This is a genomic window from Burkholderia sp. AU4i (assembly GCF_000466765.1).
GTDB lineage: Bacteria > Pseudomonadota > Gammaproteobacteria > Burkholderiales > Burkholderiaceae > Burkholderia > Burkholderia cepacia.
In genome coordinates, this window is sequence record NZ_ASSI01000150.1 from 1 (window position 1) to 21,828 (window position 21,828).

Sequence of the window (21,828 nt, forward strand, 5' to 3'; positions counted from 1 at the left end):
TGGGGCGTGATGCCCGGGCGCCCGCGCGCGGTGCGCATCGCCGCGCACGCCGTCTTCGCCGCACTCGCGATCGCGCTCAGCCTGCACCTGCTTCCCGGCTTCCACAATCCCCTCGTGATCGCCCCGACGCGCTTCACGCCGGATGCCGTCCCGTTCACGATGTACCTGAACCTCGACAAGCCGCTCGTCGGCCTGTGGCTGGTGTGGGTGCTGCCGTGGGTCGCCCCCGACGTCCCGCTGTCGCGCGCGCTGCGCACCGGCGCGGTGGCGGCCGTCGCCACGGCGGCCGCGTGCCTGGCCGGCGCGCTCGCGTTCGGCATGGTCGGCTGGGCGCCCAAGTGGCCGGCGTCGGGCTGGCTGTGGTTCGTCAATAACCTGCTGCTCGTGACGCTCGCCGAGGAAGCGCTGTTCCGCGGCTACGTGCAGGGCGGGTTGACGCGCGCGTTCGGTGCGTTCGCGTGGGGGCCCTGGGCCGCGCTGGCGATCGGCGCGGTGCTGTTCGGCGCCGCGCATGCGGCCGGCGGCTGGTCATGGATCGTGCTCGGCACGGTGGCCGGCGTCGGCTACGGCCTCGCATGGCGGCGCGGCGGACTGCTCGCGTCCGCGCTCGCGCATGCGGGGCTCAACGTCATCCACTTCGGACTGTTCACCTACCCGATGCTCGCCGCAGCGCGCTGACGGCCGCGCGGCACCGCCGCTCAGTTGAACCCGGCGATCGCGTGCGGCACGTACGGGCGTTCGAACGTGGCGATCTCGTCGTCGGTCAGTTTCAGTTCGAGCGCGGCCAGTGCGTCGTCCAGTTGCCGCGGCTTCGAAATACCGACGATCGGCGCGGTGACCCCGGCCTTCTGCGCGACCCACGCGAGTGCCACCTGCGCACGCGGCACGTTCCGTGCGGCCGCGATCGTCGCAACGGCGTCGACGACCGCCCTGTCCGACTCCGCCGTCGCGTCGTAAAGCCGCTGGCCGACCTCGTCGCTCTGCTGCCGCTCGGTCGACTCGTCCCAGTTACGCGTCAGGCGGCCACGCGCGAGCGGGCTCCATGGAATCACCGCGATCCCCTCGTCTGCGCACAGCGGCAGCATTTCGCGCTCTTCTTCCCGATACAGCAGGTTCAGGTGGTTCTGCATGCTGACGAAGCGGGTCCAGCCGTGCTGCTTCGACGTATGCAGCGCCTTCGCGAACTGCCACGCGAACATCGACGATGCGCCGATATAACGCGCCTTGCCGGCCTTCACGACGTCGTGCAGCGCCTCGAGCGTCTCCTCGATCGGCGTGCCGTAATCCCAGCGGTGAATCTGGTAGAGATCGACGTAATCGGTGCCGAGCCGCTTCAGGCTCTGGTCGATGTCGGTCATGATCGCCTTGCGCGACAACCCCGCGCCGTTCGGCCCCGGCCGCATCCGGTAGAACACCTTGGTCGCGATCACGATCTCGTCGCGTTTCGCGAAATCGCGCAGCGCGCGGCCGACGATCTCCTCCGACGTGCCGTCCGAATAGATGTTCGCGGTATCGAAGAAGTTGATGCCGGCTTCGACCGCCCGCTGGATGATCGGGCGGCTCTCCGCTTCCGGGAGCGTCCACGGGTGCGAGCCGCGTGACGGTTCGCCGAACGTCATGCAACCCAGCACCAGTCTGGACACTTCCAGCCCTGTCGATCCGAATTTCACGTATTCCATTGCACGCCTCGCGATTGAAGTTGAGCTGACGGCCGGATGCGCGCCGCGCATCCGCCGGACCGTCGCATGGTATCCCGGGCGGCAAAAAGACGTGCGGCGTCGCCGCGTCGGACGAAGGGGCGTTCGCCGGCGTGAGGTCGTGCGAGGCCGTGCGAGGTCGTGCGAGGCGCCGGCTTCGCGCGACGTGCGCTGCGGCGCGGGCCGCTTACTTGGCCTGGTCGGCGATCGGCTGCAGGAACGCGGAAAAGCCGGTCAGCATGATCTGCACGCCGATGCACAGCAGCAGGAACGCCGACACGCGCTTCGCGACCTTGGTGCCTTCGCTGCCGAGGTAGCGCGACAGCAGCGCGGAGCGGCTGTAGACCTGCCAGATCACGACCGCGACGAGTACGGACACGGCGATCGACACGATGCTCGACAGCATGAACTCCGACAGCTTGTGCGTTCGGTTCGCGTTCAGCGCGATCGCGGTCGCGATCGAGCCGGGGCCGACCGTCAGCGGCACGGTCAGCGGGAAGAACGCGCGCGTCATGATCGCGTTCGCGTCGATCGGCTTGACCGGCGTGTCGCCGCCGCCCGGCCCGTCGGGTTCGTTCAGCATCTGCCAGCCGGCCACGGCGACCGCGAAGCCGCCGCCGATCCGCAGCGCTTCCATCGAAATCCCGAAGAAATGCAGCACCGGCGTGCCGGCGAAAAACGCGACCAGCAGCACGATGAACGAGTTGAACGCGACCTTCCGGGCGAGCAGGTCCCGCTCGTGTTCGGTGAGCGCCTCGGTCCGTTCGAGAAACAGGAACGCGATGCCGATCGGGTTGATGATGCCGATCAGGCCGGTGAAGCCGAACAGGATCTCGGAGATAAGGCGGTTGACGATCATCGGATGAAGAATCGGTCGGGGCTGGGCCGGCGGGGCGCCGGGGGTCACGCATTGTAGAGCAAGCGCCCGCGGCGCAAAATGCGGGCTCGCCCGTTGCGCCGCCGATCGTCTCCGCTTGCGCTTATTCGGCGCCCGCCTCCCATGCCGGCGGCCGCTTCGCGAAAAACGCGGCGAAGCCTTCCTTCGCTTCCGGCGTCGCCCGCACGCGGGAGATCGTCTGCGCGGTGAACGCCGCGCGCTCGTCGGACGACGGATACTCGCCGATCGTGTCGAAGAAGCGCTTGATCTCCATCAGCGCGTTCGGGCCGTTCCGGCCGAGTTCGGCGAGCGTCCGGTCGAGTGCTTCGTCGAGCGACTCGAGCGGCACGGCCTGGTGGATCAGGCCGATCGCGACCGCCTCGCCGGCGGCGAGCTGCGTCGCGGTGAGCGCGAGCCGCCGCGCCTGGCGCTGGCCGACCGCCTCGACCAGATACGGCCCGATCACGGCCGGCAGGATCCCGAAGCGTGCCTCGCTGACCGAGAAACGCGCGTGATCGCTCGCAATCACGATGTCGCACGCCGCGCACAGGCCGACGCCGCCGCCGAACGCGTGACCTTGCACGCGCGCCACCGTCGGCTTCGGGCATTGCCGGATCGCGCGCATCATCGCGGCGAACCGCTCCGCATCGCGCAGGTTCGCGGCCGCGTCGTTCGCGCTCGCGCGCTGCATCCACTGCAGGTCGGCGCCCGCGCAGAACGCGCGGCCGTCCGAACGCAGCACGATCGCGCGCACGTCGTCGCTCGAGCCGAGCGTGGTGAACGCGGCGGTCAGTTCGGCGATCATCGTCTCGTCGAACGCGTTGAGCACGTCGCCGCGCTGCAACTCGACGGTTGCGATGCCGCGCGCATCGACCGTGACGGCCAGGGTCTTCAATCCATCCATCGAACAGGTTTCCTCGGGTAGAACGGCAAACATCGGAATTACGCGGCCTGGCGGCGGTCGATCACGCGCCGGGCCTTGCCGGTCGCGGTCGCGGGAATGCCGCCCGCCGCCAGCACCGTCACGCCGGTCGACACGCCGACCATCGTCTTGATCCGGTGCTGCAGCTCGCGCGCGAGCGCCGCGCGATCGCTTTCGGTGACGGACGCGGCCGCTTCGGAGCGCAGTTCGACCGCGAGGTCGAGCCGGTCCATGTGACCGTCGCGCGACAGCGTGATCTGGAACTGGCCCGACAGCTGCGGCAGCGCGACGACGATCTCCTCGATCTGGCTCGGGAACACGTTCACGCCGCGCACGATCAGCATGTCGTCGGAGCGGCCGGTGATCTTCGCGAGCCGGCGCATCGCGCGCGCGGTGGGCGGCAGCAGCGCGGTGAGGTCGCGCGTGCGGTAGCGGATCACCGGCATCGCTTCCTTCGTCAGCGACGTGAACACGAGCTCGCCCTGGCTGCCGTCGGGCAGCACTTCGCCCGTGACGGGATCGATGATCTCCGGATAGAAATGGTCTTCCCAGATCACCGGGCCGTCCTTCGTCTCGACGCATTCGCACGCGACGCCCGGCCCCATCACTTCCGACAGCCCGTAGATGTCCAGCGCGTCGATGCCCACGCGCGTCTCCACTTCCTCGCGCAGCGCCTGCGTCCACGGCTCGGCACCGAAGATGCCGATCTTCAGCGACGACTCGGCCGGGTCCATCCCCTGCCGCACCATCTCGTCGATCAGGTTCAGCATGTACGACGGCGTGACGAGGATGATCTTCGGCTCGAAATCGCGGATCAGTTGCACCTGCTTCTCGGTCTGCCCGCCCGACATCGGCACGACCATGCAGCCGAGCCGCTCCGCGCCGTAGTGAATCCCGAGGCCGCCCGTGAAGAGGCCGTAGCCGAACGCGTTGTGCAGCGTGTCGCCCGGGCGGCCGCCGGCCGCGCGGATCGAGCGCGCGGTCACGTTCGCCCAGGTATCGATGTCGCGCGCGGTGTAGCCGACCACCGTCGGCTTGCCCGTCGTGCCGCTGGACGCGTGCACCCGCACGACCTGCTCGCGCGGCACCGCGAACAGCCCGAACGGATAGTTGTCGCGCAAATCGTTCTTGGTCGAGAACGGGAACTTCGCGAGATCGGCGAGCGACTTCAGGTCGTCCGGATGCACGCCCGCCGCATTGAACGTGCGGCGATAGTGCGGGACGTTGTCGTACGCGTGGCGCAACGACCACTTCATGCGCTCGAGCTGCAGTGCCTGCAGTTCGTCGCGGCTGGCGGTCTCGATCGGCTCGAGGACGGCGGCGGGATGCGTCGGGTGGGTCATCGGGGTGCTCCTCCAATGGAGTGATGTCGTTATCGTGTTCGAGGTGACGAAGCCGGCGTTACGACCGGAACGTGCGGCCGGCCGCATGCAGTGCGGCGATGCGCGGCGACACGCGATAGCGGTCCTCGCCGTAGCTCGCCGCGAGGTTCGACAGCACGCGAAACACGCGGCCGATGCCGATCGCATCGGCCCACGCGAGCGGGCCGCACGGGTAGTTCACGCCCTTCTCCATCGCGAGATCGAGATCGGCGGCCGAGCACACGCCCTGGTTCACCGCGTCGGCCGCCTCGTTCGCGAGCATCGCGACGGTGCGCATCGCGACCATGCCCGGCACGTCCGCGACGCCGACGACGCGAAAACCCGCCTGCTGGAACAGGCCGACCGCATCCGCATAGGCCGCGTCGCTGCACTGGAGCGCACGCGTCAGCGCGACGAGCCCGGCCTGCGTGTAATCGCGCGCGAGGTCGACCAGCACGAGATCGGCCACACCCGTCTGCGCGGCGCGCGCGGTCGCGGTGCGGCCGTCGGTCAGCGCGATCGATGCACGGCCGGCCGTCGCGAGCAGGTCGTCGGCATGCGTGCCGGCCTGCCGGGCGCCCGCGATGCGTGCGGTGAAGCGCGTATGCAGCGCGGCGGCCGGGCCGTCCTGCGCATACAGCGCGACGTCGGCCGGCGCGTCGCGCGGGGCTTCGAGATCGGGCGCGGGCGGCGTCGCGCCGTCCGCATACGAGTAGAAACCGCGCCCCGACTTGCGCCCGAGGAAACCCGCGTTCACGAGTTCCTGCTGGATCAGCGACGGCGTGTAGCGCGGGTCGTTGAAGTACGCGCGGAACACCGATTCGGTCACCGCGAAGTTCACGTCGTGGCCGATCAGGTCCATCAGCTCGAACGGCCCCATCCGGAAGCCGCCGGCCTCGCGCATCACCGCGTCGATCGACGCCGGCGCACCACCCTGTTCGTTCAGCACGCGCAGCGCCTCCGCGTAATACGGCCGTGCGACGCGGTTCACGATGAAGCCCGGCGTCGATTTGGCCATCACGGGCTGCTTGCCCCACGCGGCGGCGGTCGCAACCAGCACCTGTGCGACTTCGGGCGCGGTCGCGAGCCCGCTGACCACCTCGACGAGCGCCATCAACGGCGCCGGGTTGAAGAAATGCAGGCCGGCGACGCGCTGCGGCGCGCGCAGCCCGGCCGCGATCGACGTGATCGAGATCGACGACGTGTTGGTCGCCAGCAGGCACGCGTCGTCGACATGGCGCTCGAGCGTCGCGAAGATCTCGCGCTTCACGTCGAGCCGCTCGGCGGCCGCTTCGACGATCAGCGCGGCCCCTGCGAAATCGGCCAGCGCACGCACCGCGCGGAGCCGGCTGCCGGCCGCATCGGCCTGGGCCGGTTCGAGCCGCCCCTTCTCCGCGAGCCGCGCGAACTGCGCGCGGATGCCGGCCAGTGCCTTGTCGCAAGCGGCTTCGTTCAGGTCGTACAGCAGCACCGTATGGCCGGCCGCCGCCGCGACCTGCGCAATGCCCGCGCCCATCGCGCCGGCACCGATCACGCCGACGACGGCCGACGGCGCCAGCGCGCCCGAGTTCACCGAATGTGCAGAAGAAACAGCCATCGCTTGCGATCCGTCATGAAGTGGAAGTGCGAGCGATTATAAACCGACCGGTCGGTAGATTTATGTCAGGGCGTGCCCGAATTTGTCGTGCAAGAGACCGTTACGGAAACTGCAAAGACAAAAAATTCGAACGATCGGGGCACTTTTTGTAAACCGAAAGGTCAATGAAAGCACTCGAATATGAGATAGTGACCCCCGAACGCCTGATAAAATTCGGCAAACCGCCGGATTTCAGGGGGAAACCGCGTGTCACGCCGCCACCGCCGTCCATCGCCGGCCGCCCTTCCGGGGTCGGAACCGAGCCTCCGGCACGCGCGTCGTCTCACGCGCCCGCCTCGCGGTTTGCGACGGGCGCTTCGAATCGTTTCATCCCGCGACGGGCTCCGGCCCGCCCGCGCCCCTCGCTGCCGCGCGGCAGCGAACCCAGGGCAGCACCGTTGCGTGCTGCCGCCCTTCGGTTTCATCACCCTCGTTCGGCGGATAGTACGGCCGGGCTTCGTCAACCCGTGACGGCGCGTCGCGCGTCGCCACTCGCATAAGGAAACCCTCCATGCCGCTCTCGTCCAACCAGCTCCCGCGCTGGACCCTCGTGGCCCCGCTTGCCGCATGGCTGGTCCTCGCGCTGTCGCGCGTCGTGCCGGCCGAAGGCCTCGTCATCGCGGTGTTCGCCGCCGCACTCGCCGGCGCCGTGTTCGCCGCCGTCCACCATGCCGAAGTCGTCGCCCATCGGGTCGGCGAACCGTTCGGCACGCTCGTGCTCGCGGTCGCCGTGACCGTCATCGAAGTCGCGCTGATCGTGTCGGTGATGCTCGGCGCCGGCCCCGAGAAATCGGGCCTCGCACGCGACACCGTGTTCGCCGCCGTGATGATCATCTGCAACGGTATCGTCGGCATCTGCCTGCTGGTCGGCGCGTGGAAGCACGGCGAGCAGGACTTCCAGGGACGCGGCGCGAGCAAGGCGCTCGCGGTGCTGGCTTCCCTGTCCGTGCTGTCGCTCGTGATGCCGAACTACCTGAACGCCGCACCGGGCCCGTTCTTTTCGAAATCGCAGCTCGCGTTCGCCGGCGTGTCGTCGCTCGTGCTGTACGGCGCATTCGTGTTCGTGCAGACCGTGCGTCACCGCGACTACTTCCTCACCGCGCACGACAGCGCGAACGAATCGGTGCACGCGGCGCCGCCGAGCAGCCGCACCGCGCTGATCAGCCTGCTGCTGCTGTTCGCGAGCCTCGTCGCGGTCGTGCTGCTCGCGAAGCTGCTGTCGCCGGCCGTCGAGCATGCCGTATTGCGGCTCGGTGCGCCCGAAGCCGCCGTCGGTATCGTGATCGCCGCGCTCGTGCTGCTGCCGGAAGGGCTCGCGGCCGTCACCGCCGCACGCGCGAATCGCCTGCAGACCAGCATGAACCTTGCGCTCGGGTCTGCGCTCGCGAGTATCGGGCTCACGATCCCGACCGTCGCGGCCGTGTTCATCTGGGTCGGCCAGCCGCTCACGCTCGGCATCGGCCCGATGGAAACCGTGCTGCTGGCACTGACGCTGCTCGTCAGCACGCTGACGCTCAGCCAGGGCCGCACGACGGTGCTGCACGGCGTCGTGCACCTGTCGCTGTTCGCCGCGTACCTGTTCCTGTCGATCACCCACTGACGCCCGCCTGCGCGCGGCCCGGCGAATCACCTCCGCCGGGCCGCGCGCCGTCCTTCACGTCCCATCCTTTCGCTCACTTCACGCCGCCGTCAGCGCACCGGAATCACCAGATGCTGGCCCGCCAGGATCAGGTTCGGATTCGCGAGGTTGTTGCGGCGTTGAATCTCGCGATAGCGCTGGCCGCTGCCAAGCTTGGTCGCCGCGATCATGTTCAGCGTGTCGCCCGCCTTCACCACGTACGTGTGTTCGCCTGACGCGGCCGCGGTCGTCACCGCCTGGTCGCTGACGAAGTACTTGCGCAGCAGCTCGAGATACTGCGGCGACTGCTTGAGCTTCGCGATCGCGGCGTTCAGGTAGATCAGCAGATCCTGGTCATCCGCGCGCACGCCGATCTTGTACGCGATGTTCGAGCCGTCGAGCTTGGTCACCGCGAACTTCAGGTCGGTGCCCTTGATCGAGCTGACCGCGAACGGATAGTCGTAGATGAACGCATCGACCGCATGGCCGTCGATGCTCTTCGCGATGAACGCCGGATCGGAATCGTCGACTTCGACGAACTTCACGTTCGGGTACTGGCGCGTGACGAACGCACGCACGTCCGGGTCGCCCTTCAGGATGCCGACCGTCTTGCCCGTGAGATCGTCGGTCGAGCGGATCGCGGAGCCTTGCCGCACGATCAGCGAATAGCCGAAATCGTCGACGTACGGCACCGAATAGACGACGCCTGCCGGCGTGTTATCCGGGAACGTCAGCCCGTCCATCGCCACGTCGACCACGTGGTTCCCCTTCGCGTCGGTATCGAGCAGTTGCTTCGGCACGCCGGGGTACGTGTCGACCTCGTGACGCGTATCGACGACGACCGGCTTGCCGCCGTGCGAGAACGACGGGTCCGCGAACAGCAGCCGCGCGAACTCGACGTTGAAGCCGTGCGGCGAGCCCTTGTCCTCGCCGAAGAACGGTTCGCTCGGGTTCTGCACCGAGATCCGCACGATGCCGTTTTCGGCGATCGATTTCAGCGTGCTGGCCTGCGGCGTGAAGGCGGCCGGCAGCACGCTGGCCGACGGCGGCGTCTGCGCCGACTGGCCGCTGTCGCCGTTTTGCGCGGATGTCGAGGCCGGGGCCGCATCATGCGCGGGAATCAGCGTCGACAGGCCGCCCTGATGAACGATCCATACGCCGACGAGCACTACCAGAAACGCGATGGCGCCAAGCAGTTTTTTCATGATTGCGTGCCTGCAGGAAGTTATTGTTGTTTCGACGGCAGCTGCGCGGGGTTCGCCGCGTCGAGCCCGGGCGCGTGCGGTGCGTTCGCCACCGCCTGCTGCTGCGCCTGCTTGACCTCGGGGTTATCCATCAGCGACGTCTCCATTTCGGAGAACGCCTTGTTGACCGAGCGCATCACCGAATCGACGGCCACATCGGTCTTGATCTGCTCGAACGTGTCGGACGCCTGCCGGCCCGCGAGCTTGTTCATCTGCTGCGCGGCCTGCGACATGTCCCACATCGCCTTCGCGCGGTCGATCGCCGACGCGAAGTTCTTCAGCTCGGCCTGAACCTGCTTGTAGCGCCCCTCGCGGAACGAGAGCAGTTGCTTCATCGTGTCGAGCTGCTGCCTGAAGCGCGGCGCGTCGTCCGGATACTGCTTCTCGAACAGTTCCGTCTTGTTCTCGAAGTTCTTCACCTCGGTACGGAACGCGGTGATGCTGTCCGCGAATTTCTGTGCCGCCTGGCGCTTTTCCGCGAGCTGGTTGATCAGCGTCTCGATCGGGTTCGCCTGCGCCTCCTCGACGATCATCTTCACCTTCTGGTTCGCGAACTTCATCGCGACGACCGGCGCCAAGTAGATCGCGCCGAGACCGATCACGCCCGCCGTGACCAGCGCGATCACCCCCTTCAGGATGAACAGCGCGGCCGGTGCCGCGATCGCGACGCCGGCGATGATGATCGCCCACTTGACCAGCTTGACCTTGCTACTCCCCGAACTGCCGTTTGCTTCTTCATTCGAAAGCTGCGACATGAGTTTTTCTCCTTGAACCTCGAACCGAACTGCTTGCGTGTGCTCTTTCAAGCTCAATCGAAATGCTTCGGACTTCGGTGCCGCCGGGCAGCCAGGCAAAACCGGCGGCGCAATACAAGGACGGGCGCGACGGGCGTCACGAGACGCCGGTGTAGGCGCCGTTCAGGATGCGGTCATGAAGGATGGCGGACGGTGCCGCGATGCGGCGCGCCGGACGGGCGCCGTTCGTCGTCGCGGCTCGCGCGCGAACGGGAAAGCCTACCGAGGCACGGTACGAAACGGGATGACGGATACGTGACGCGACGGGCGTCGGGAGAAGCGTGGTTCCGGCGGGCCGACAGACGCGGGGCCGGTATTCCGGTACGAGTGCGTAAAGGCTCATCGTTGTTCTTCTGCGTATCGCGGGTGCAGGAACCGCGCGGCCGGCGCGTCCCGCTCCACATGCACGAGCGTATCCTGCGCCGACCGGCATGCAGCGTCAAGCAGTTGTCGCAGTGCAGCGAAGCGCTGCGTTCCTCCGCTGGAACACCGGCAGCGAAACGGCTTTCAGTACGGTAAGGATTCGCAGGACTGCGACCCGTCGTGCTCGGTCAGGATTGCTTGTCATCGCATGCGCCCCCCTTCCGGACTGAAAGCTTGTCACATCGCCGGGCGGATGCCCCGGCGCATCACGTCGCCGCGCCGCCCCGCTCCTGCGCGAGAAACCGCTCGACCATCGCATTGAACACCGGCAACGCAGGATTGTCGTTGTCCGTGCGCCATGCGAGATACAGCTCGGCCGCCACGTCGGTGCCCGCCAGCGGCCGGAACACCACGCCGTCGACATGCAGTTCGCGCGCCGACGCCGGTACGAGTGCGGCGCCCAGGCCCGCGCGCACGAGGCCCAGGATCGTATGTGTCTGCCCGACGTAATGCAGGTAGTTCGGCAGCCGCCCCGCGTTCGCGAACAGGCCCGAGATCAGGTCGTGGAAGTATTTCCCCTCGTTCGGCGAATACGCGATGAACGGCTGCCGGTCGAGATCGTCGGGGCCGATGCGCTCGCACGCGGCGAGCGGCGCCCCCTCCGCGACCGCGACCAGCATCGGTTCGCGCTGCACGAGCCGGTATTCGAGCGGCTGGCGGGCAGCCCGCTGGCGCACGAAGCCCGCGTCGAGCATCCGCGACGCCAGCGCATCGATCTGTACGGTCGACACCATCTCGCGCAATTCGACGTCGACGTCCGGCAGCGCGTGCGCGGCATGCGCCAGCAGCATCGGGATCATCCGGTACGCGCTGACCGCCGTGAAGCCGAGCGTGATGCGGCCGGCGCCGCCATGCGCGACGCGCTGCGCGGCCTGCTCGGCCCGTGCGGAGAATTCGAGAATGTGCCGCGCGTCGCGCAGGAACCGCTCGCCGGCCGCGGTCAGGCTGACCTGCCGGCTGCTGCGTTCGAGCAGCGCGATGCCGAGCGCATGCTCGAGCAGCTGGATCTGCCGGCTGAGCGGCGGCTGGGTCATGAAGAGCCGCCGGGCCGCGCGACCGAAATGCAGCTCCTCGGCGACCGCGACGAAGCAGCGAAGCTGGTGCAGTTCAATCATGCAATTCTTGAATCGATCGATCGTCTCTGGACGTTAGACCGATATCGATACGATTTCCATACTCGATTGCACCCGATGCACGGCCGGGGCCGCGCAGGACGTCAGGCGCGCTTGCGGCCGCCCGGCGACTGTTCGGTGGTCAGCCGGTCGAGTTCGCGCAGGTCGTCCTCCAGCGCGGGCGTGAGCGTCGTGCGCAGGTGGTCGAGGAACGTGCGGATCTTCGCGTCGAGATAACGGCGCGTCGCGTAGACGGCATACACGCTCACCGTCTGCAGCCGATAATCGGGCAACACGCGGATCAGCCGCCCTTCGCGGATGTCGTCGAGCACCGTATACAGCGCGACGCACGCGATCCCGCGCCCGGCGCGCACCGCGACACACAGCGCGTCCGGCACGTTGACCTGGAATGGCGCGGGCTGCAGCTCGTAGACGGCCTCCTCGCCATCGTTGCGCTCGAGCCGCCATTCGCCGGCCGGCGATGCGGGCGTGTCGAGGCGCAGGCACACGTGGTTCGGCAATTCGTCGGGCGACTGCGGCGTGCCGTGGCGCGCCAGGTATTCGCGCGACGCGACGAGCACGCTGCAGCTCGTGCCGCAGGTCTGCGCGACGTAGCCCGAATCGGGCAGTTGCGACGCCGTCACGATCGAGACGTCATAACCCTCCTCGACGAGATTCGGCATCCGCTGCGCGAGCGTCAGCTCGACCGACACATCGGGGTTGTCCTCCTGGTAGCGGACGATCGACGACACGACATGACTCTGCCCGAGCCCCGTCATCGCGTGGATGCGCATCTTGCCGCTCGGCCGCAGCAGCGCGTTGCGCGCCTCGGCATTCGCGTAGTCGATTTCCGCGAGGATCGATTTCGCGCGCTCGAAATAGCGTTCGCCGCTTTCGGTAAGGCCGAGGTGGCGCGTCGTGCGATGCAGCAGGCGCGTCTGTACGTGCGCTTCGAGGTTCGAAACCGCGCGCGACACCTGCGCGGTGGTCGCGTCGATTTCCTTCGCGACCGCAGTAAAACTGCCGGCTTCGACAACGCGCACGAACAGGCGCATGTTTTCGAGCATGTCCATTGAATTGGCTTGGGGAGAGTCAGTGGGGAGGCGTCGGCTGCGCTCGCGTCAGGTGAGGAACGGAACGCAGCCGCGAACCACGTCGAATCGATCACCGTGCCGGGAGAAAGGCGGGAGAGCGGGCATCGCGTACGTGGTTCTGGCATGAAGGGGGGATTCAGTGGCCCGAATTGTACGCCGCTACAGACAAATTTGCGCTATTGCCAGGACCACAACCTTTCATCGGATGAAAGGTTTTTGCAAGACACGCATGTCACGCACATGCAACGTCTTGATGCGGCGCGACAATTTATATCACAACGAGATATAATTCGCGGCTCGTCGCTGCGCGCGCCCGCGCTGTCATCTTTACCGCTTACCGTCCATGTCGTCAGGCTCACCTCCGTCGCGCCGCACGTTGCGGCAATGGCTGCACAGCTTCATTCCCCATCCGATGTCGCTGGGCTGGCGCGAGCGCCTGCGTTCGTGCATGGGCGCGCTCGTCGGCATCGCGACAGTCGGCGTGACCATGCGCGTGCTGCCTGGCGTACCGGGCCTCGTGCCGCTGCTCGTCGCGCCGATGGGCGCGTCGGCCGTGCTGCTGTTCGCGGTGCCGGCGAGTCCGCTCGCGCAGCCGTGGTCGATCATCGGCGGCAATCTCGTCGCGGCGACGGTCGGTGTCGCCTGCGCGCAATGGATCGCCGATCCGATCACGGCCGCCGCGGTCGCGATCGCGTGCGCGATCGGCGGCATGTTCGCGCTGCGCTGCGTGCACCCGCCGTCGGGCGCCGTCGCGCTCACGGCCGTGGTCGGCGGCCCTGCGATCCATTCGCTCGGGTTCCGCTTCGTGCTGGAGCCGATCGCGCTGCAATCGGCCATCCTGCTGTCCGCCGCACTCGCCTATCACACGCTGACCGGGCACCGCTACCCGCACGGCGGCATGCGCCCCGAAGCGAAACCGCAGGCGGGCGGCGCCACTCCGGCGCGCGGCCGCTTCACACGCGGCGACCTCGACGCGGTGCTCAAGCGCCGCGGCGAATGGCTCGACGTCGATCCGGACGACCTGGAAGCACTGCTGCGCGAAACCGAGATGCAGGCCTACTCACGCACGTTCGGCCAGCTCTCGTGCGCCGACCTGATGACGAAGAACGCGATCGAAGTCGCGCCGTCGACATCGGTAATGGCCGCGCTCACGCTGCTCGACCGCCATCGCGTGAAGGCGCTGCCCGTCGTCGACGGCGAAGGCCGCCTGACCGGCATCGTCACGCGCGCCGACCTGACGCGCCAGCCGCGCCGCCCGACCCCGCTGTGGCAACGCCTGTCCGCGTGGCTGCCGCAATCGTTCGGCGGCCAGCCGGCGAGCGTCGCCTCCGTGATGACCCGAGACGTCGCGTGCGTGCCGCAAACGATGCCGATCACCGCGCTCGTCCCGCTGTTGACGCATTCGGGCCACCACCACATTCCGGTCGTCGATGAATCGCACCGGCTCGTCGGGATCATTACCCAGACGGATCTCGTCACGGGCCTCTATCGGCAGACGCAAATGCTCGATGCCGCCTGACGTATGCCGCGCACGTAACGCCATGTAGCGGCCGGTGCAACGCGGAGCGCATCCTGTCCGCACGAATTCGGCCATTTATATCATGTTGTGATATATTCAACGTCACCGTAACCGACTGCCCGACCGACCTCGATGAACGATACCCGACGCGCGCTGACGAAAAGCGATTTCCAGCAACTGTCCGAGTTCCGCTACCAGATGCGCCGCTTCGAGCGCTTCTCCGAGCGCGCCGCGCAAAGCGAGGGCGTGACGCCGCTGCAATACCTGCTGTTGCTGCACATCAAGGGCTACCCGCATCGCGAATGGGCGACCATCGGCGAACTCGCGGAACGCCTGCAGGCGCAGCATCACGGAGTCGTCGCGCTGGTCACGCGCTGCGAAGCGCTCGGCCTCGTGAAGCGCAAGACCAGCGAAGCGGATCGCCGGCAGGTCGAGGTTCACCTCGAGCCGGCCGGCGAGACGCTGCTCGCCCGCCTCGCGGCCATGCATCGCGCCGAGCTGAAGTCGCTCAAGGGCGCGTTCCAGGTTCCGCAGATCGATTTCTGACCCTTTCCTTTTCCACGCCGATGAACGCCCCACACAAACGCGATTTCTCGACCAACGAACGCCTGCCCAGGATCGCGTTGCTCGCCGCCGGGATCGGCCTGCTCAGCACGCTTGCCGCGTTCGTGCTGTTGAGCCTGATCCATCTGTTCACGAACCTGTTCTTCTTCCAGCAGTTCTCGTTCGTCGACCGCTCGCCCGCGAACAACACGCTGGGCGCGTGGGTGATCGTGGTGCCGGTGATCGGCGGGCTGATCGTGGGGTTGATGGCGCGCTTCGGTTCGGAAAAGATCCGCGGCCACGGCATTCCGGAAGCGATCGAGGCGATCCTGTTCGGCAAGAGCCGCATGTCGCCGAAGGTCGCGATCCTCAAGCCGCTGTCGTCCGGCGTCGTGATCGGCAGCGGCGGCCCGTTCGGCGCCGAAGGCCCGATCATCATGACGGGCGGCGCACTCGGCTCGCTGATCGCGCAGTGCGTGCACGTGACCGCCGCCGAGCGCAAGACGCTGCTCGTCGCCGGCGCGGCCGCCGGCATGACGGCCGTGTTCGGCACGCCGGTCGCCGCCGTGCTGCTCGCGGTCGAACTGCTGCTGTTCGAATGGCGTCCGCGCAGTTTCCTGCCGGTCGCCCTGGCATGCGCGGTGGCGGGTTTCGCCCGCGCCGTGTTCTTCGGCGTCGATCCGCTGTTTCCGCTGACGACGGCCGCGCCGACACCCGTCGCGCTGCTGTCGTGCATCGTCGCGGGCCTGCTGTCGGGCCTGCTCGCATGCGGGCTGTCGGCCGCGCTGTACCGCGTCGAGGACACCTTCGCGAAGCTGCCGGTGCACTGGATGTGGTGGCCCGCGCTCGGCGCGATCGTGATCGGCATCGGCGGCTGGCTCGAGCCGCGCGCGCTCGGCGTCGGCTACGACGTGATCGGCGACCTGCTGCACCAGCACATCGCCTTGAAGATCGCGCTCGCGCTGCTGATCGTGAAAGCCGTGATGTGGGTGATCGCGCTCGGCTCGGGCACGTCGGGCGGCGTGCTCGCTCCGCTGCTGATGCTCGGCGCCGGCCTCGGCACCGTGCTGTCGCCGATGCTGCCGGGCGGCGACCCGACACTGTGGCCGCTCGTGTGCATGGCCGCGACCCTCGGCGCGACGCTCGGCGCCCCGCTCACCGCGATCGTGTTCGCGTTCGGCCTCACGCATGACGCGAACGCGCTGCTGCCGCTGCTCGCGGCGACGCTCGTCGCGCACGGCTTCGCGACCATCGTGATGAAACGCTCGATCATGACGGAAAAGATCGCACGCCGCGGCTATCACATCTATCGCGAATACGGCGTCGATCCGCTCGAACGGCACGACATCGGCGAAGTGATGACGTCCGCCGACCTGCTCGTCACGATCGACGGTGCGGCGACGCTCGATGCCGTCGAGTCGCGGTACTTCGGCGCGAAGCAGACGCACCGTGCGTACCCGGTCGTGCAGAACGGGCGCCTGCTCGGTCTCGTCGATCGTGCGACGCTCGATGCGCAGCGCGCGCAGGCCGCAGCCGACACGCCGATCTCGCGCGCGTTCGCCGATCGTGCGCCTGCGATTGCCCAAGCGCACGAAACGTGCCGCGTCGTCGCGTCGCGACTCGCGATGCTCGGGCTCGAGCGCCTGCCCGTCGTCGCCGACGAGCAATCGATGCGCATCACGGGCATCGTGTCGCGCAGCGACCTCATCAAGCCCGCGTTGCAGCACTTCGACGACGAACAGAAGCGCGAGCGCTTCCGCCCGATCGTCCCGGCCAACCTGCGCGACATCGGTACGCGCAAGGCCGGCTGACCCACTGCACTGCGCGGCACCCTCGCCGCGCACGCGCCGCTCGCGTCACCTCTGCGCACGACGCGGCACGCCCGTCGCGTGCCGCCTCGCATTCCGTCGCTTCCCCTGTTTAAAGTTGGTTAACAATTCGACGGCCGAAAGTTTGTCATCATGGTGCTCATGCGACGGGGCCAACCATCAGCCATTCCACTGCGCACAATCAAATAAAGAGTTGCGGCACGGCATGCACACGCATGCCGCTCGCCGCGGCCATCCCTTCACCACACGACCGGGCAGCGCGCCGACCACGCCGCGCATGACGTCGAGCCGCACACGATGCATGCCGTGCCGCAGCAAAGTGCACAGCATCGGAGTCGCCATTTGGCAAGCGCGTTAACAACTTGTTTCGGAATAGCCGGAACCGTGCTTGTTCGATGCGATCTCACTTGCACGCAGTCCTGCTGCGCATCCCACTCAATCAATCACGACTCGAGGGAGATAACGTGAACGCGAAATACTTACCGCTCATCGCATTGACCGTGGCATTTTCTGCTCATGCAGCCGATTCTGCCCTCCAAAACGTGGGACAAAGCCAGAAGCCCGCCGACCAGGTCGCGCAATGCATCGCCAAGACCTGGGCCGACAAGTCGCAGCAACAAGTGACGTCGCAGTATGAACTCGCGAACGGCCTCGCCATGGCCGTGTATGCGCCGGGCCAGCAGCCGCCGAACGGCGCCGCGGCCGTCGTGCGCCCGGCCAACGCCGCGAATGCAAAGACGTGGGTCGGTTTCCGCGGCGGCGACGCATCGTCGGCCGGCGACATCAACGCCTGCCTGTAAGAGAACAGGCGCTCCGGATGGCCTTGCGCCATCCGCTTGTGACGAGCCCCGCTTCGGCGGGGCTTTTCTTTTGCTGCGCGCGTCTTACAGGTAGCTGCAGACGTAATCGAGCGTCTCGAGCACTTCGATGTCGAAGCGGCTCTTGCCCGGCACCGAGAACGATTCGCCGGCGCCGTAGGTCTGCCATTCGCTGCTGCCGTCGAGCTTCACGCGGCACTTGCCGGCCTGCACTTCCATCAATTCGGGCGCATCGGTGCCGAAGTTGAGCGCGCACGGCAGGATCACGCCGAGCGTCTTGCGCGTGCCGTCCGGGAAGAGCACGGTATGCGACACGCACTTGCCGTCGAAATAGACGTTCGCGCGCTTGACGATCGATACGTTGTCGAATTGGGTTGCACTGGTCATGAAATGCCTCTGCTTGCTGGATGCCGGATGGCGATGTTGTTGGAGGCCGGCCGGAGCGGCGGGCCGGCCGCTATGATACCGGCTCGCGCGGCGGGCGCCGCGATGACGTGCGCGCCGCGCAAGCCACGTGCCTGCCGGGCGACCGCAACGCCGCACGCCAGATCGTCAGGATAACGACACATGACGGTCGCTGGCTGCCGGTGCAGGTTCACAGCAGCCCCTTGCGCCTCGCGGAATCGCGCAGGCAATCGAGCAGCATGGCCGCTGCCGGCGTCAGCGGGCTGTCGCGACGCGTGATGACCTGCACCGATACGGCCGGCAACCGCTCGCGGATCGGCAGGACCGCGAACTGGTCGCGCGCCCACTCGCCCTGCAGCAGCTGCTCGGGCATCGAGGCAATCAGGTCGCAGCCCATCATCAGGCTGCGCGCGAGCCCGAAGCTCGGGCATTCGACGACGCGCGCCGGCACCGGCAACCCGTAGGCGACGAACGAATTGAACAGCACCTGCGTCGAGCTTTCGGGCGACGGATTCATCAGCCAGTCGGCTTCGACGAGATCGGCGAGCGACGTGGCCGATGCGAGCGGATGCCCCTTGCGCGCAACGATCAGCGAACGGCTCGAATACAGTTCGGCGTGATCGAACTCGGCGGCCAGCAGTTCGGGCACGACGACGGCCACCGCGAAATCCAGCGAGCCGTCGTGCAGCCGCGGCAGCGCGACGCCCGGAAACCCTTCGACGATACTGACGCGCGCCACCGGAAAACGCCGCCGGAACGCGCGAAACGCATCGGGCAGGATCGTCACCGCGGCGGCCGGCGTGACCGCCGCCGCGACGGAGCCCGTCATCGCCCCCTGCGCCTGCTCGATGTCGTCGCGGGCGCGCTGCATTTCGGCTACGATCAGCCGCGCACGCACCTGCAACTGCTGGCCGAACGCGGTGAGCTGGACGCCGCGCGCGGTGCGCACGACGAGCGACACGCCGAGCGCGATCTCCAGTTCCTTGACCGCCTTCGTCAATGCCGCCGGCGACACGTTCAGGCGCCGCGCGGCCGCGCGAATGCTCCCCTCTTCCGCGACGGTGACGAACGCTTTCAGCTGATGGTATTTCATGGCGGCGACGCGTGATCCGTGGAAACCCTGTGCTGCACGGCACACACCGGCTCAGGGTATTCCCGAGCGGCAACCGGTGGTGAGCACCAAAGCAATTTATCAGCTTCTGGTACGCAAAAGAAATTTATATGCTTGCTCGTCATATGTGCGTCAAACGCCCCAGCCGCCCCACAGGAGAGACCATGCTGCAAGCCGTGAACCCCGTCATCCCCGGTATCGCCGCGATCGCGCCCGAGCTGGTCGAGGTGCGCCACCGCATCCACGCTCACCCCGAACTCGCATTCGAGGAAACGCTCACGAGCGACCTCGTCGCCGAGCTGCTCGCCGGCTGGGGTTACGACGTGCATCGCGGCATCGGCAAGACGGGCGTGGTCGGCGTGCTGCGCGAAGGGCAAGGCACACGCACGGTCGGGCTGCGTGCCGACATGGATGCACTGCCGCTCGCGGAAGCCACCGGCCTGCCGTACGCGAGCCGCCATGCGAACAAGATGCATGCGTGCGGCCACGACGGCCACACCGCGATGCTGCTGTGCGCGGCGCGCCACCTCGCGGCAACGCGCCAGTTCTCCGGCACGCTGAACCTGATCTTCCAGCCGGCCGAGGAAAACTTCGGCGGCGCGAAGGCGATGATGGACGATGGCCTGTTCGACCGTTTCCCGTGCGACGCGATCTTCGCGATCCACAACATGCCGGGCCGCGCGGCCGGCGACATGGCCTTCCGCACCGGCGCCGCGATGGCATCGGCCGACCGCGTGACGATCACGCTGCGCGGTGTCGGCGGGCACGGCGCGATGCCGCATTTCGCGCGCGATCCGATGTCGGCCGCGGGCAGCATCATGGTCGCGCTGCAGACGATCGTCGCGCGCGAGGTCGATGCGCAGCATGCGGCCGTGATCACGGTCGGCAGCGTGCAGGCCGGCGAGACCTTCAACATCATTCCCGAAACCGTCGTGATGAAGCTGTCGGTGCGCGCGCTGAACGCCGACGTGCGCGCGCTGCTCGCGCGCCGCATCGAAGCGCTCGCGAAAGGCCAGGCGGAAAGCTTCGGCGTCACGGCGGAAGTCGACTACGACTACGGCTACCCGGTGCTCGTCAATCACGCGGAGCCGACTGCATTCGCGGCCGACATCGCGCGCCGGATGCTCGGCGCCGAGCGTGTCGAAACCGACGCCGCGCCGCTGATGGGCAGCGAGGATTTCGCGTTCATGCTCGAAGCGCGCCCCGGCTGCTACGCATTCATCGGCAACGGGATCGGCAGCAAGGGCGGCTGCATGGTGCACAACCCCGGCTACGACTTCAACGACGACATCCTCGCGATCGGCGCGAGCTACTGGGTTCGCATCGCCGAAGCCTGGCTCGCGGCCTGACGGCCCTTCATCCCATCGTTTCGCGCCAACCGGGGAACACCACATGGAAACGTCCGCCCTTTCGCTCGCCAGCACGCCGGTCGATGCTCGCGCCGCCGCGAAGAAACGCCGGCTGATCGCGGCCGCCGCCGTCGGCAACGCGCTCGAGTTCTACGACTTCACGGTCTACAGCTTCTTCGCGATCCTGATCGGCAAGCTGTTCTTTCCCGTGCATTCGTCGTTCGGGCAATTGATGCTCGCGGTCGCGAGCTTCGGTGTCGGCTTCGTCACGCGCCCGCTCGGCGGGCTCGTGATCGGCATGTATGCCGACCGCGCCGGCCGCAAGAAGGCGATGATCCTCACGCTGCTGCTGATGGCGCTCGGCACCGCGACGATCGCCGTCGCGCCGACCTACGCGCAGATCGGCCTCGCCGCCCCGCTGCTGCTCGTGCTCGCACGCCTGCTGCAAGGGTTCGCGTCGGGCGGCGAAGTCGGCGCGTCGACCACGCTGCTGCTCGAGCAGGCGCCGCAGCATCGTCGCGGCTTCTACGCATCGTTCCAGTTCTCGAGCCAGGGACTCGCCGCGCTCGCCGGTGCGCTGACCGGCGTCGCGCTGACGTCGACGCTCAATGCCGCGCAGCTCGAAAGCTGGGGCTGGCGCGTCCCGTTCATCATCGGCACGCTGTTCGTGCCGCTCGGCTACTGGCTGCGCCGCACCGTCGAGGAAGTGCCGGCCGCCGCGCCCGCCGCCACGCACGACGAGCCGGTCGCATCGCTGCCGCTCGCGGACGTGCTGCGCCATCACGGCAAGGCCGTGTTCGCGGGCCTCGGCGTGACGATCGGCGGCACGTCGATCCACTACATCATCGTGTTCTACATGGCGATCTACGGTGTGCAGGTGTTGCATCTGCCGACCTGGCTGTCGATGACGGCCGGCTGCGTCGCGGGCGCGATCCTGATGCTCGTGACGCCGATCGGCGGCCACCTGTCGGACGTCTACGGACGCAACCGGATCGTCTGGTGGACGCGCATCGTGCTGATGGTCGCGATCTATCCGGCATTCATCGCGCTGAACCGCTGGCCGGGCGCGGTGTCGCTGCTGTCGATCATCGCCGCGCTGTCGATCGTGCATGCGATCAACGTCGGTGCGACGGGTGCGATGCTCGGCGAGCTGTTCCCGCGTGCGGTGCGCGCGACGGGCGGCGCACTCGTGTACAGCGTGGGCGTTGCGATCTTCGGCGGCTTCGCGCAGTTCTTCGTCACGTGGCTGATCGCGGCAACCGGCAACCCGAATGCTCCGGCGTGGTACGCGATTGGTTGCGGCGCGTTCACGCTGCTCGCGATTCGCTGCATGGACGAAAAAGCCGGGAAGGCACTCGACTGACCGGTGGGCGATGCCGGATGCGAGATTGACGCAGTACGTGCGCATCGGGCATGATCGCTCCATGCGCCACACCACGACCACCTCCGCGAACACGACACGCACGACCGCCTTCG

General features: G+C 67.6%; 19 protein-coding genes. 8 read left to right on the forward strand and 11 right to left on the reverse strand.

Going from position 1 to position 21,828, the window contains the following annotated elements:
- Positions 1 to 678 (forward strand): CPBP family intramembrane glutamic endopeptidase (locus L810_RS30130; RefSeq protein ID WP_051392337.1); only part of this gene is annotated, 678 nt, incomplete at its 5' end.
- Positions 679 to 698: 20 nt separating this feature from the next.
- On the opposite strand, the gene L810_RS30135 is transcribed toward L810_RS30130, so the two are convergent.
- The 5 genes from L810_RS30135 to L810_RS30155 all read right to left on the reverse strand — a co-directional run bounded on the left by L810_RS30135 (position 699) and on the right by L810_RS30155 (position 6,454).
- Positions 699 to 1,679 carry an aldo/keto reductase gene (locus L810_RS30135; RefSeq protein WP_021162010.1) on the reverse strand — a complete coding sequence of 327 codons (981 nt, stop codon included), beginning with the start codon at positions 1,677 to 1,679 and terminating at the stop codon, positions 699 to 701.
- A gap of 205 nt (positions 1,680 to 1,884) precedes the next feature.
- Positions 1,885 to 2,556 (reverse strand): MarC family protein, encoded by a 672-nt coding sequence (locus L810_RS30140; protein WP_021162011.1) that lies wholly within the window; start codon positions 2,554 to 2,556, stop codon positions 1,885 to 1,887.
- Between the two features lie 121 nt (positions 2,557 to 2,677).
- Complete coding sequence (locus L810_RS30145; RefSeq protein WP_021162012.1) at positions 2,678 to 3,478, reverse strand: enoyl-CoA hydratase-related protein; 801 nt, start codon at positions 3,476 to 3,478, stop codon at positions 2,678 to 2,680.
- A gap of 38 nt (positions 3,479 to 3,516) precedes the next feature.
- Entirely contained in the window at positions 3,517 to 4,839 is a 1,323-nt protein-coding gene (gene paaK, locus L810_RS30150; protein WP_021162013.1) for a phenylacetate--CoA ligase PaaK, read from the reverse strand.
- A gap of 58 nt (positions 4,840 to 4,897) precedes the next feature.
- Positions 4,898 to 6,454, reverse strand: a complete 1,557-nt coding sequence (locus L810_RS30155) for a 3-hydroxyacyl-CoA dehydrogenase (protein ID WP_021162014.1) — start codon at positions 6,452 to 6,454, stop codon at positions 4,898 to 4,900.
- A 550-nt stretch (positions 6,455 to 7,004) separates the two neighbouring features.
- On the opposite strand from L810_RS30155, the gene L810_RS30160 reads away from it, so the two are divergent.
- Positions 7,005 to 8,093, forward strand: coding sequence for a calcium:proton antiporter (locus L810_RS30160; protein ID WP_021162015.1), 1,089 nt, complete (start codon positions 7,005 to 7,007; stop codon positions 8,091 to 8,093).
- 89 nt (positions 8,094 to 8,182) lie between these two features.
- Here L810_RS30160 and L810_RS30165 read toward each other — a convergent pair whose 3' ends face one another.
- The 4 genes from L810_RS30165 to L810_RS30180 all read right to left on the reverse strand — a co-directional run bounded on the left by L810_RS30165 (position 8,183) and on the right by L810_RS30180 (position 12,757).
- On the reverse strand, positions 8,183 to 9,316 hold the full coding sequence (locus L810_RS30165; RefSeq protein ID WP_021162016.1) for a transporter substrate-binding and LysM peptidoglycan-binding domain-containing protein: 1,134 nt from the start codon (positions 9,314 to 9,316) through the stop codon (positions 8,183 to 8,185).
- Between the two features lie 20 nt (positions 9,317 to 9,336).
- A complete protein-coding gene (locus L810_RS30170; RefSeq protein ID WP_021162017.1) occupies positions 9,337 to 10,110 on the reverse strand; it encodes a hypothetical protein in 774 nt (257 codons plus the stop codon).
- 668 nt (positions 10,111 to 10,778) lie between these two features.
- Positions 10,779 to 11,687 carry a LysR substrate-binding domain-containing protein gene (locus tag L810_RS30175; RefSeq protein WP_021162019.1) on the reverse strand — a complete coding sequence of 303 codons (909 nt, stop codon included), beginning with the start codon at positions 11,685 to 11,687 and terminating at the stop codon, positions 10,779 to 10,781.
- Positions 11,688 to 11,788: 101 nt separating this feature from the next.
- Positions 11,789 to 12,757 carry a LysR family transcriptional regulator gene (locus tag L810_RS30180; RefSeq protein ID WP_021162020.1) on the reverse strand — a complete coding sequence of 323 codons (969 nt, stop codon included), beginning with the start codon at positions 12,755 to 12,757 and terminating at the stop codon, positions 11,789 to 11,791.
- Positions 12,758 to 13,121: 364 nt separating this feature from the next.
- Between L810_RS30180 and L810_RS30185 the strand changes: the two genes are divergently transcribed.
- From L810_RS30185 to L810_RS30200, 4 genes are all read left to right on the forward strand, one after another.
- Positions 13,122 to 14,297 carry an HPP family protein gene (locus L810_RS30185; protein ID WP_021162021.1) on the forward strand — a complete coding sequence of 392 codons (1,176 nt, stop codon included), beginning with the start codon at positions 13,122 to 13,124 and terminating at the stop codon, positions 14,295 to 14,297.
- A 132-nt stretch (positions 14,298 to 14,429) separates the two neighbouring features.
- Positions 14,430 to 14,843 carry a MarR family winged helix-turn-helix transcriptional regulator gene (locus L810_RS30190; protein WP_021162022.1) on the forward strand — a complete coding sequence of 138 codons (414 nt, stop codon included), beginning with the start codon at positions 14,430 to 14,432 and terminating at the stop codon, positions 14,841 to 14,843.
- 20 nt (positions 14,844 to 14,863) lie between these two features.
- Positions 14,864 to 16,651 (forward strand): chloride channel protein, encoded by a 1,788-nt coding sequence (locus tag L810_RS30195; protein ID WP_021162023.1) that lies wholly within the window; start codon positions 14,864 to 14,866, stop codon positions 16,649 to 16,651.
- Positions 16,652 to 17,133: 482 nt separating this feature from the next.
- Entirely contained in the window at positions 17,134 to 17,469 is a 336-nt protein-coding gene (locus L810_RS30200; RefSeq protein ID WP_021162025.1) for a hypothetical protein, read from the forward strand.
- Positions 17,470 to 17,553: 84 nt separating this feature from the next.
- On the opposite strand, the gene ppnP is transcribed toward L810_RS30200, so the two are convergent.
- Positions 17,554 to 17,874 carry a pyrimidine/purine nucleoside phosphorylase gene (gene ppnP, locus L810_RS30205; RefSeq protein WP_021162026.1) on the reverse strand — a complete coding sequence of 107 codons (321 nt, stop codon included), beginning with the start codon at positions 17,872 to 17,874 and terminating at the stop codon, positions 17,554 to 17,556.
- Positions 17,875 to 18,082: 208 nt separating this feature from the next.
- The gene (locus L810_RS30210) at positions 18,083 to 18,985 is read right to left on the reverse strand and encodes a LysR substrate-binding domain-containing protein (protein WP_027791844.1); all 903 of its coding nucleotides are present in this window, start codon (positions 18,983 to 18,985) and stop codon (positions 18,083 to 18,085) included.
- 182 nt (positions 18,986 to 19,167) lie between these two features.
- Between L810_RS30210 and L810_RS30215 the strand changes: the two genes are divergently transcribed.
- Positions 19,168 to 20,352 carry a M20 aminoacylase family protein gene (locus L810_RS30215; protein ID WP_042976746.1) on the forward strand — a complete coding sequence of 395 codons (1,185 nt, stop codon included), beginning with the start codon at positions 19,168 to 19,170 and terminating at the stop codon, positions 20,350 to 20,352.
- Between the two features lie 43 nt (positions 20,353 to 20,395).
- Entirely contained in the window at positions 20,396 to 21,715 is a 1,320-nt protein-coding gene (locus L810_RS30220) for an MFS transporter (protein ID WP_021162028.1), read from the forward strand.
- Positions 21,716 to 21,828 lie beyond the last annotated feature (113 nt).

Coding starts and splice junctions, on each gene's coding strand:
- L810_RS30135 (WP_021162010.1), bottom strand. CDS start 1,679: ATGGAATACGTGAAATTCGGATCGACAGGGCTGGAAGTGTCCAGACTG.
- L810_RS30140 (WP_021162011.1), bottom strand. CDS start 2,556: ATGATCGTCAACCGCCTTATCTCCGAGATCCTGTTCGGCTTCACCGGC.
- L810_RS30145 (WP_021162012.1), bottom strand. CDS start 3,478: ATGGATGGATTGAAGACCCTGGCCGTCACGGTCGATGCGCGCGGCATC.
- paaK (WP_021162013.1), bottom strand. CDS start 4,839: ATGACCCACCCGACGCATCCCGCCGCCGTCCTCGAGCCGATCGAGACC.
- L810_RS30155 (WP_021162014.1), bottom strand. CDS start 6,454: ATGGCTGTTTCTTCTGCACATTCGGTGAACTCGGGCGCGCTGGCGCCG.
- L810_RS30160 (WP_021162015.1), top strand. CDS start 7,005: ATGCCGCTCTCGTCCAACCAGCTCCCGCGCTGGACCCTCGTGGCCCCG.
- L810_RS30165 (WP_021162016.1), bottom strand. CDS start 9,316: ATGAAAAAACTGCTTGGCGCCATCGCGTTTCTGGTAGTGCTCGTCGGC.
- L810_RS30170 (WP_021162017.1), bottom strand. CDS start 10,110: ATGTCGCAGCTTTCGAATGAAGAAGCAAACGGCAGTTCGGGGAGTAGC.
- L810_RS30175 (WP_021162019.1), bottom strand. CDS start 11,687: ATGATTGAACTGCACCAGCTTCGCTGCTTCGTCGCGGTCGCCGAGGAG.
- L810_RS30180 (WP_021162020.1), bottom strand. CDS start 12,757: ATGGACATGCTCGAAAACATGCGCCTGTTCGTGCGCGTTGTCGAAGCC.
- L810_RS30185 (WP_021162021.1), top strand. CDS start 13,122: ATGTCGTCAGGCTCACCTCCGTCGCGCCGCACGTTGCGGCAATGGCTG.
- L810_RS30190 (WP_021162022.1), top strand. CDS start 14,430: ATGAACGATACCCGACGCGCGCTGACGAAAAGCGATTTCCAGCAACTG.
- L810_RS30195 (WP_021162023.1), top strand. CDS start 14,864: ATGAACGCCCCACACAAACGCGATTTCTCGACCAACGAACGCCTGCCC.
- ppnP (WP_021162026.1), bottom strand. CDS start 17,874: ATGACCAGTGCAACCCAATTCGACAACGTATCGATCGTCAAGCGCGCG.
- L810_RS30210 (WP_027791844.1), bottom strand. CDS start 18,985: ATGAAATACCATCAGCTGAAAGCGTTCGTCACCGTCGCGGAAGAGGGG.
- L810_RS30215 (WP_042976746.1), top strand. CDS start 19,168: ATGCTGCAAGCCGTGAACCCCGTCATCCCCGGTATCGCCGCGATCGCG.
- L810_RS30220 (WP_021162028.1), top strand. CDS start 20,396: ATGGAAACGTCCGCCCTTTCGCTCGCCAGCACGCCGGTCGATGCTCGC.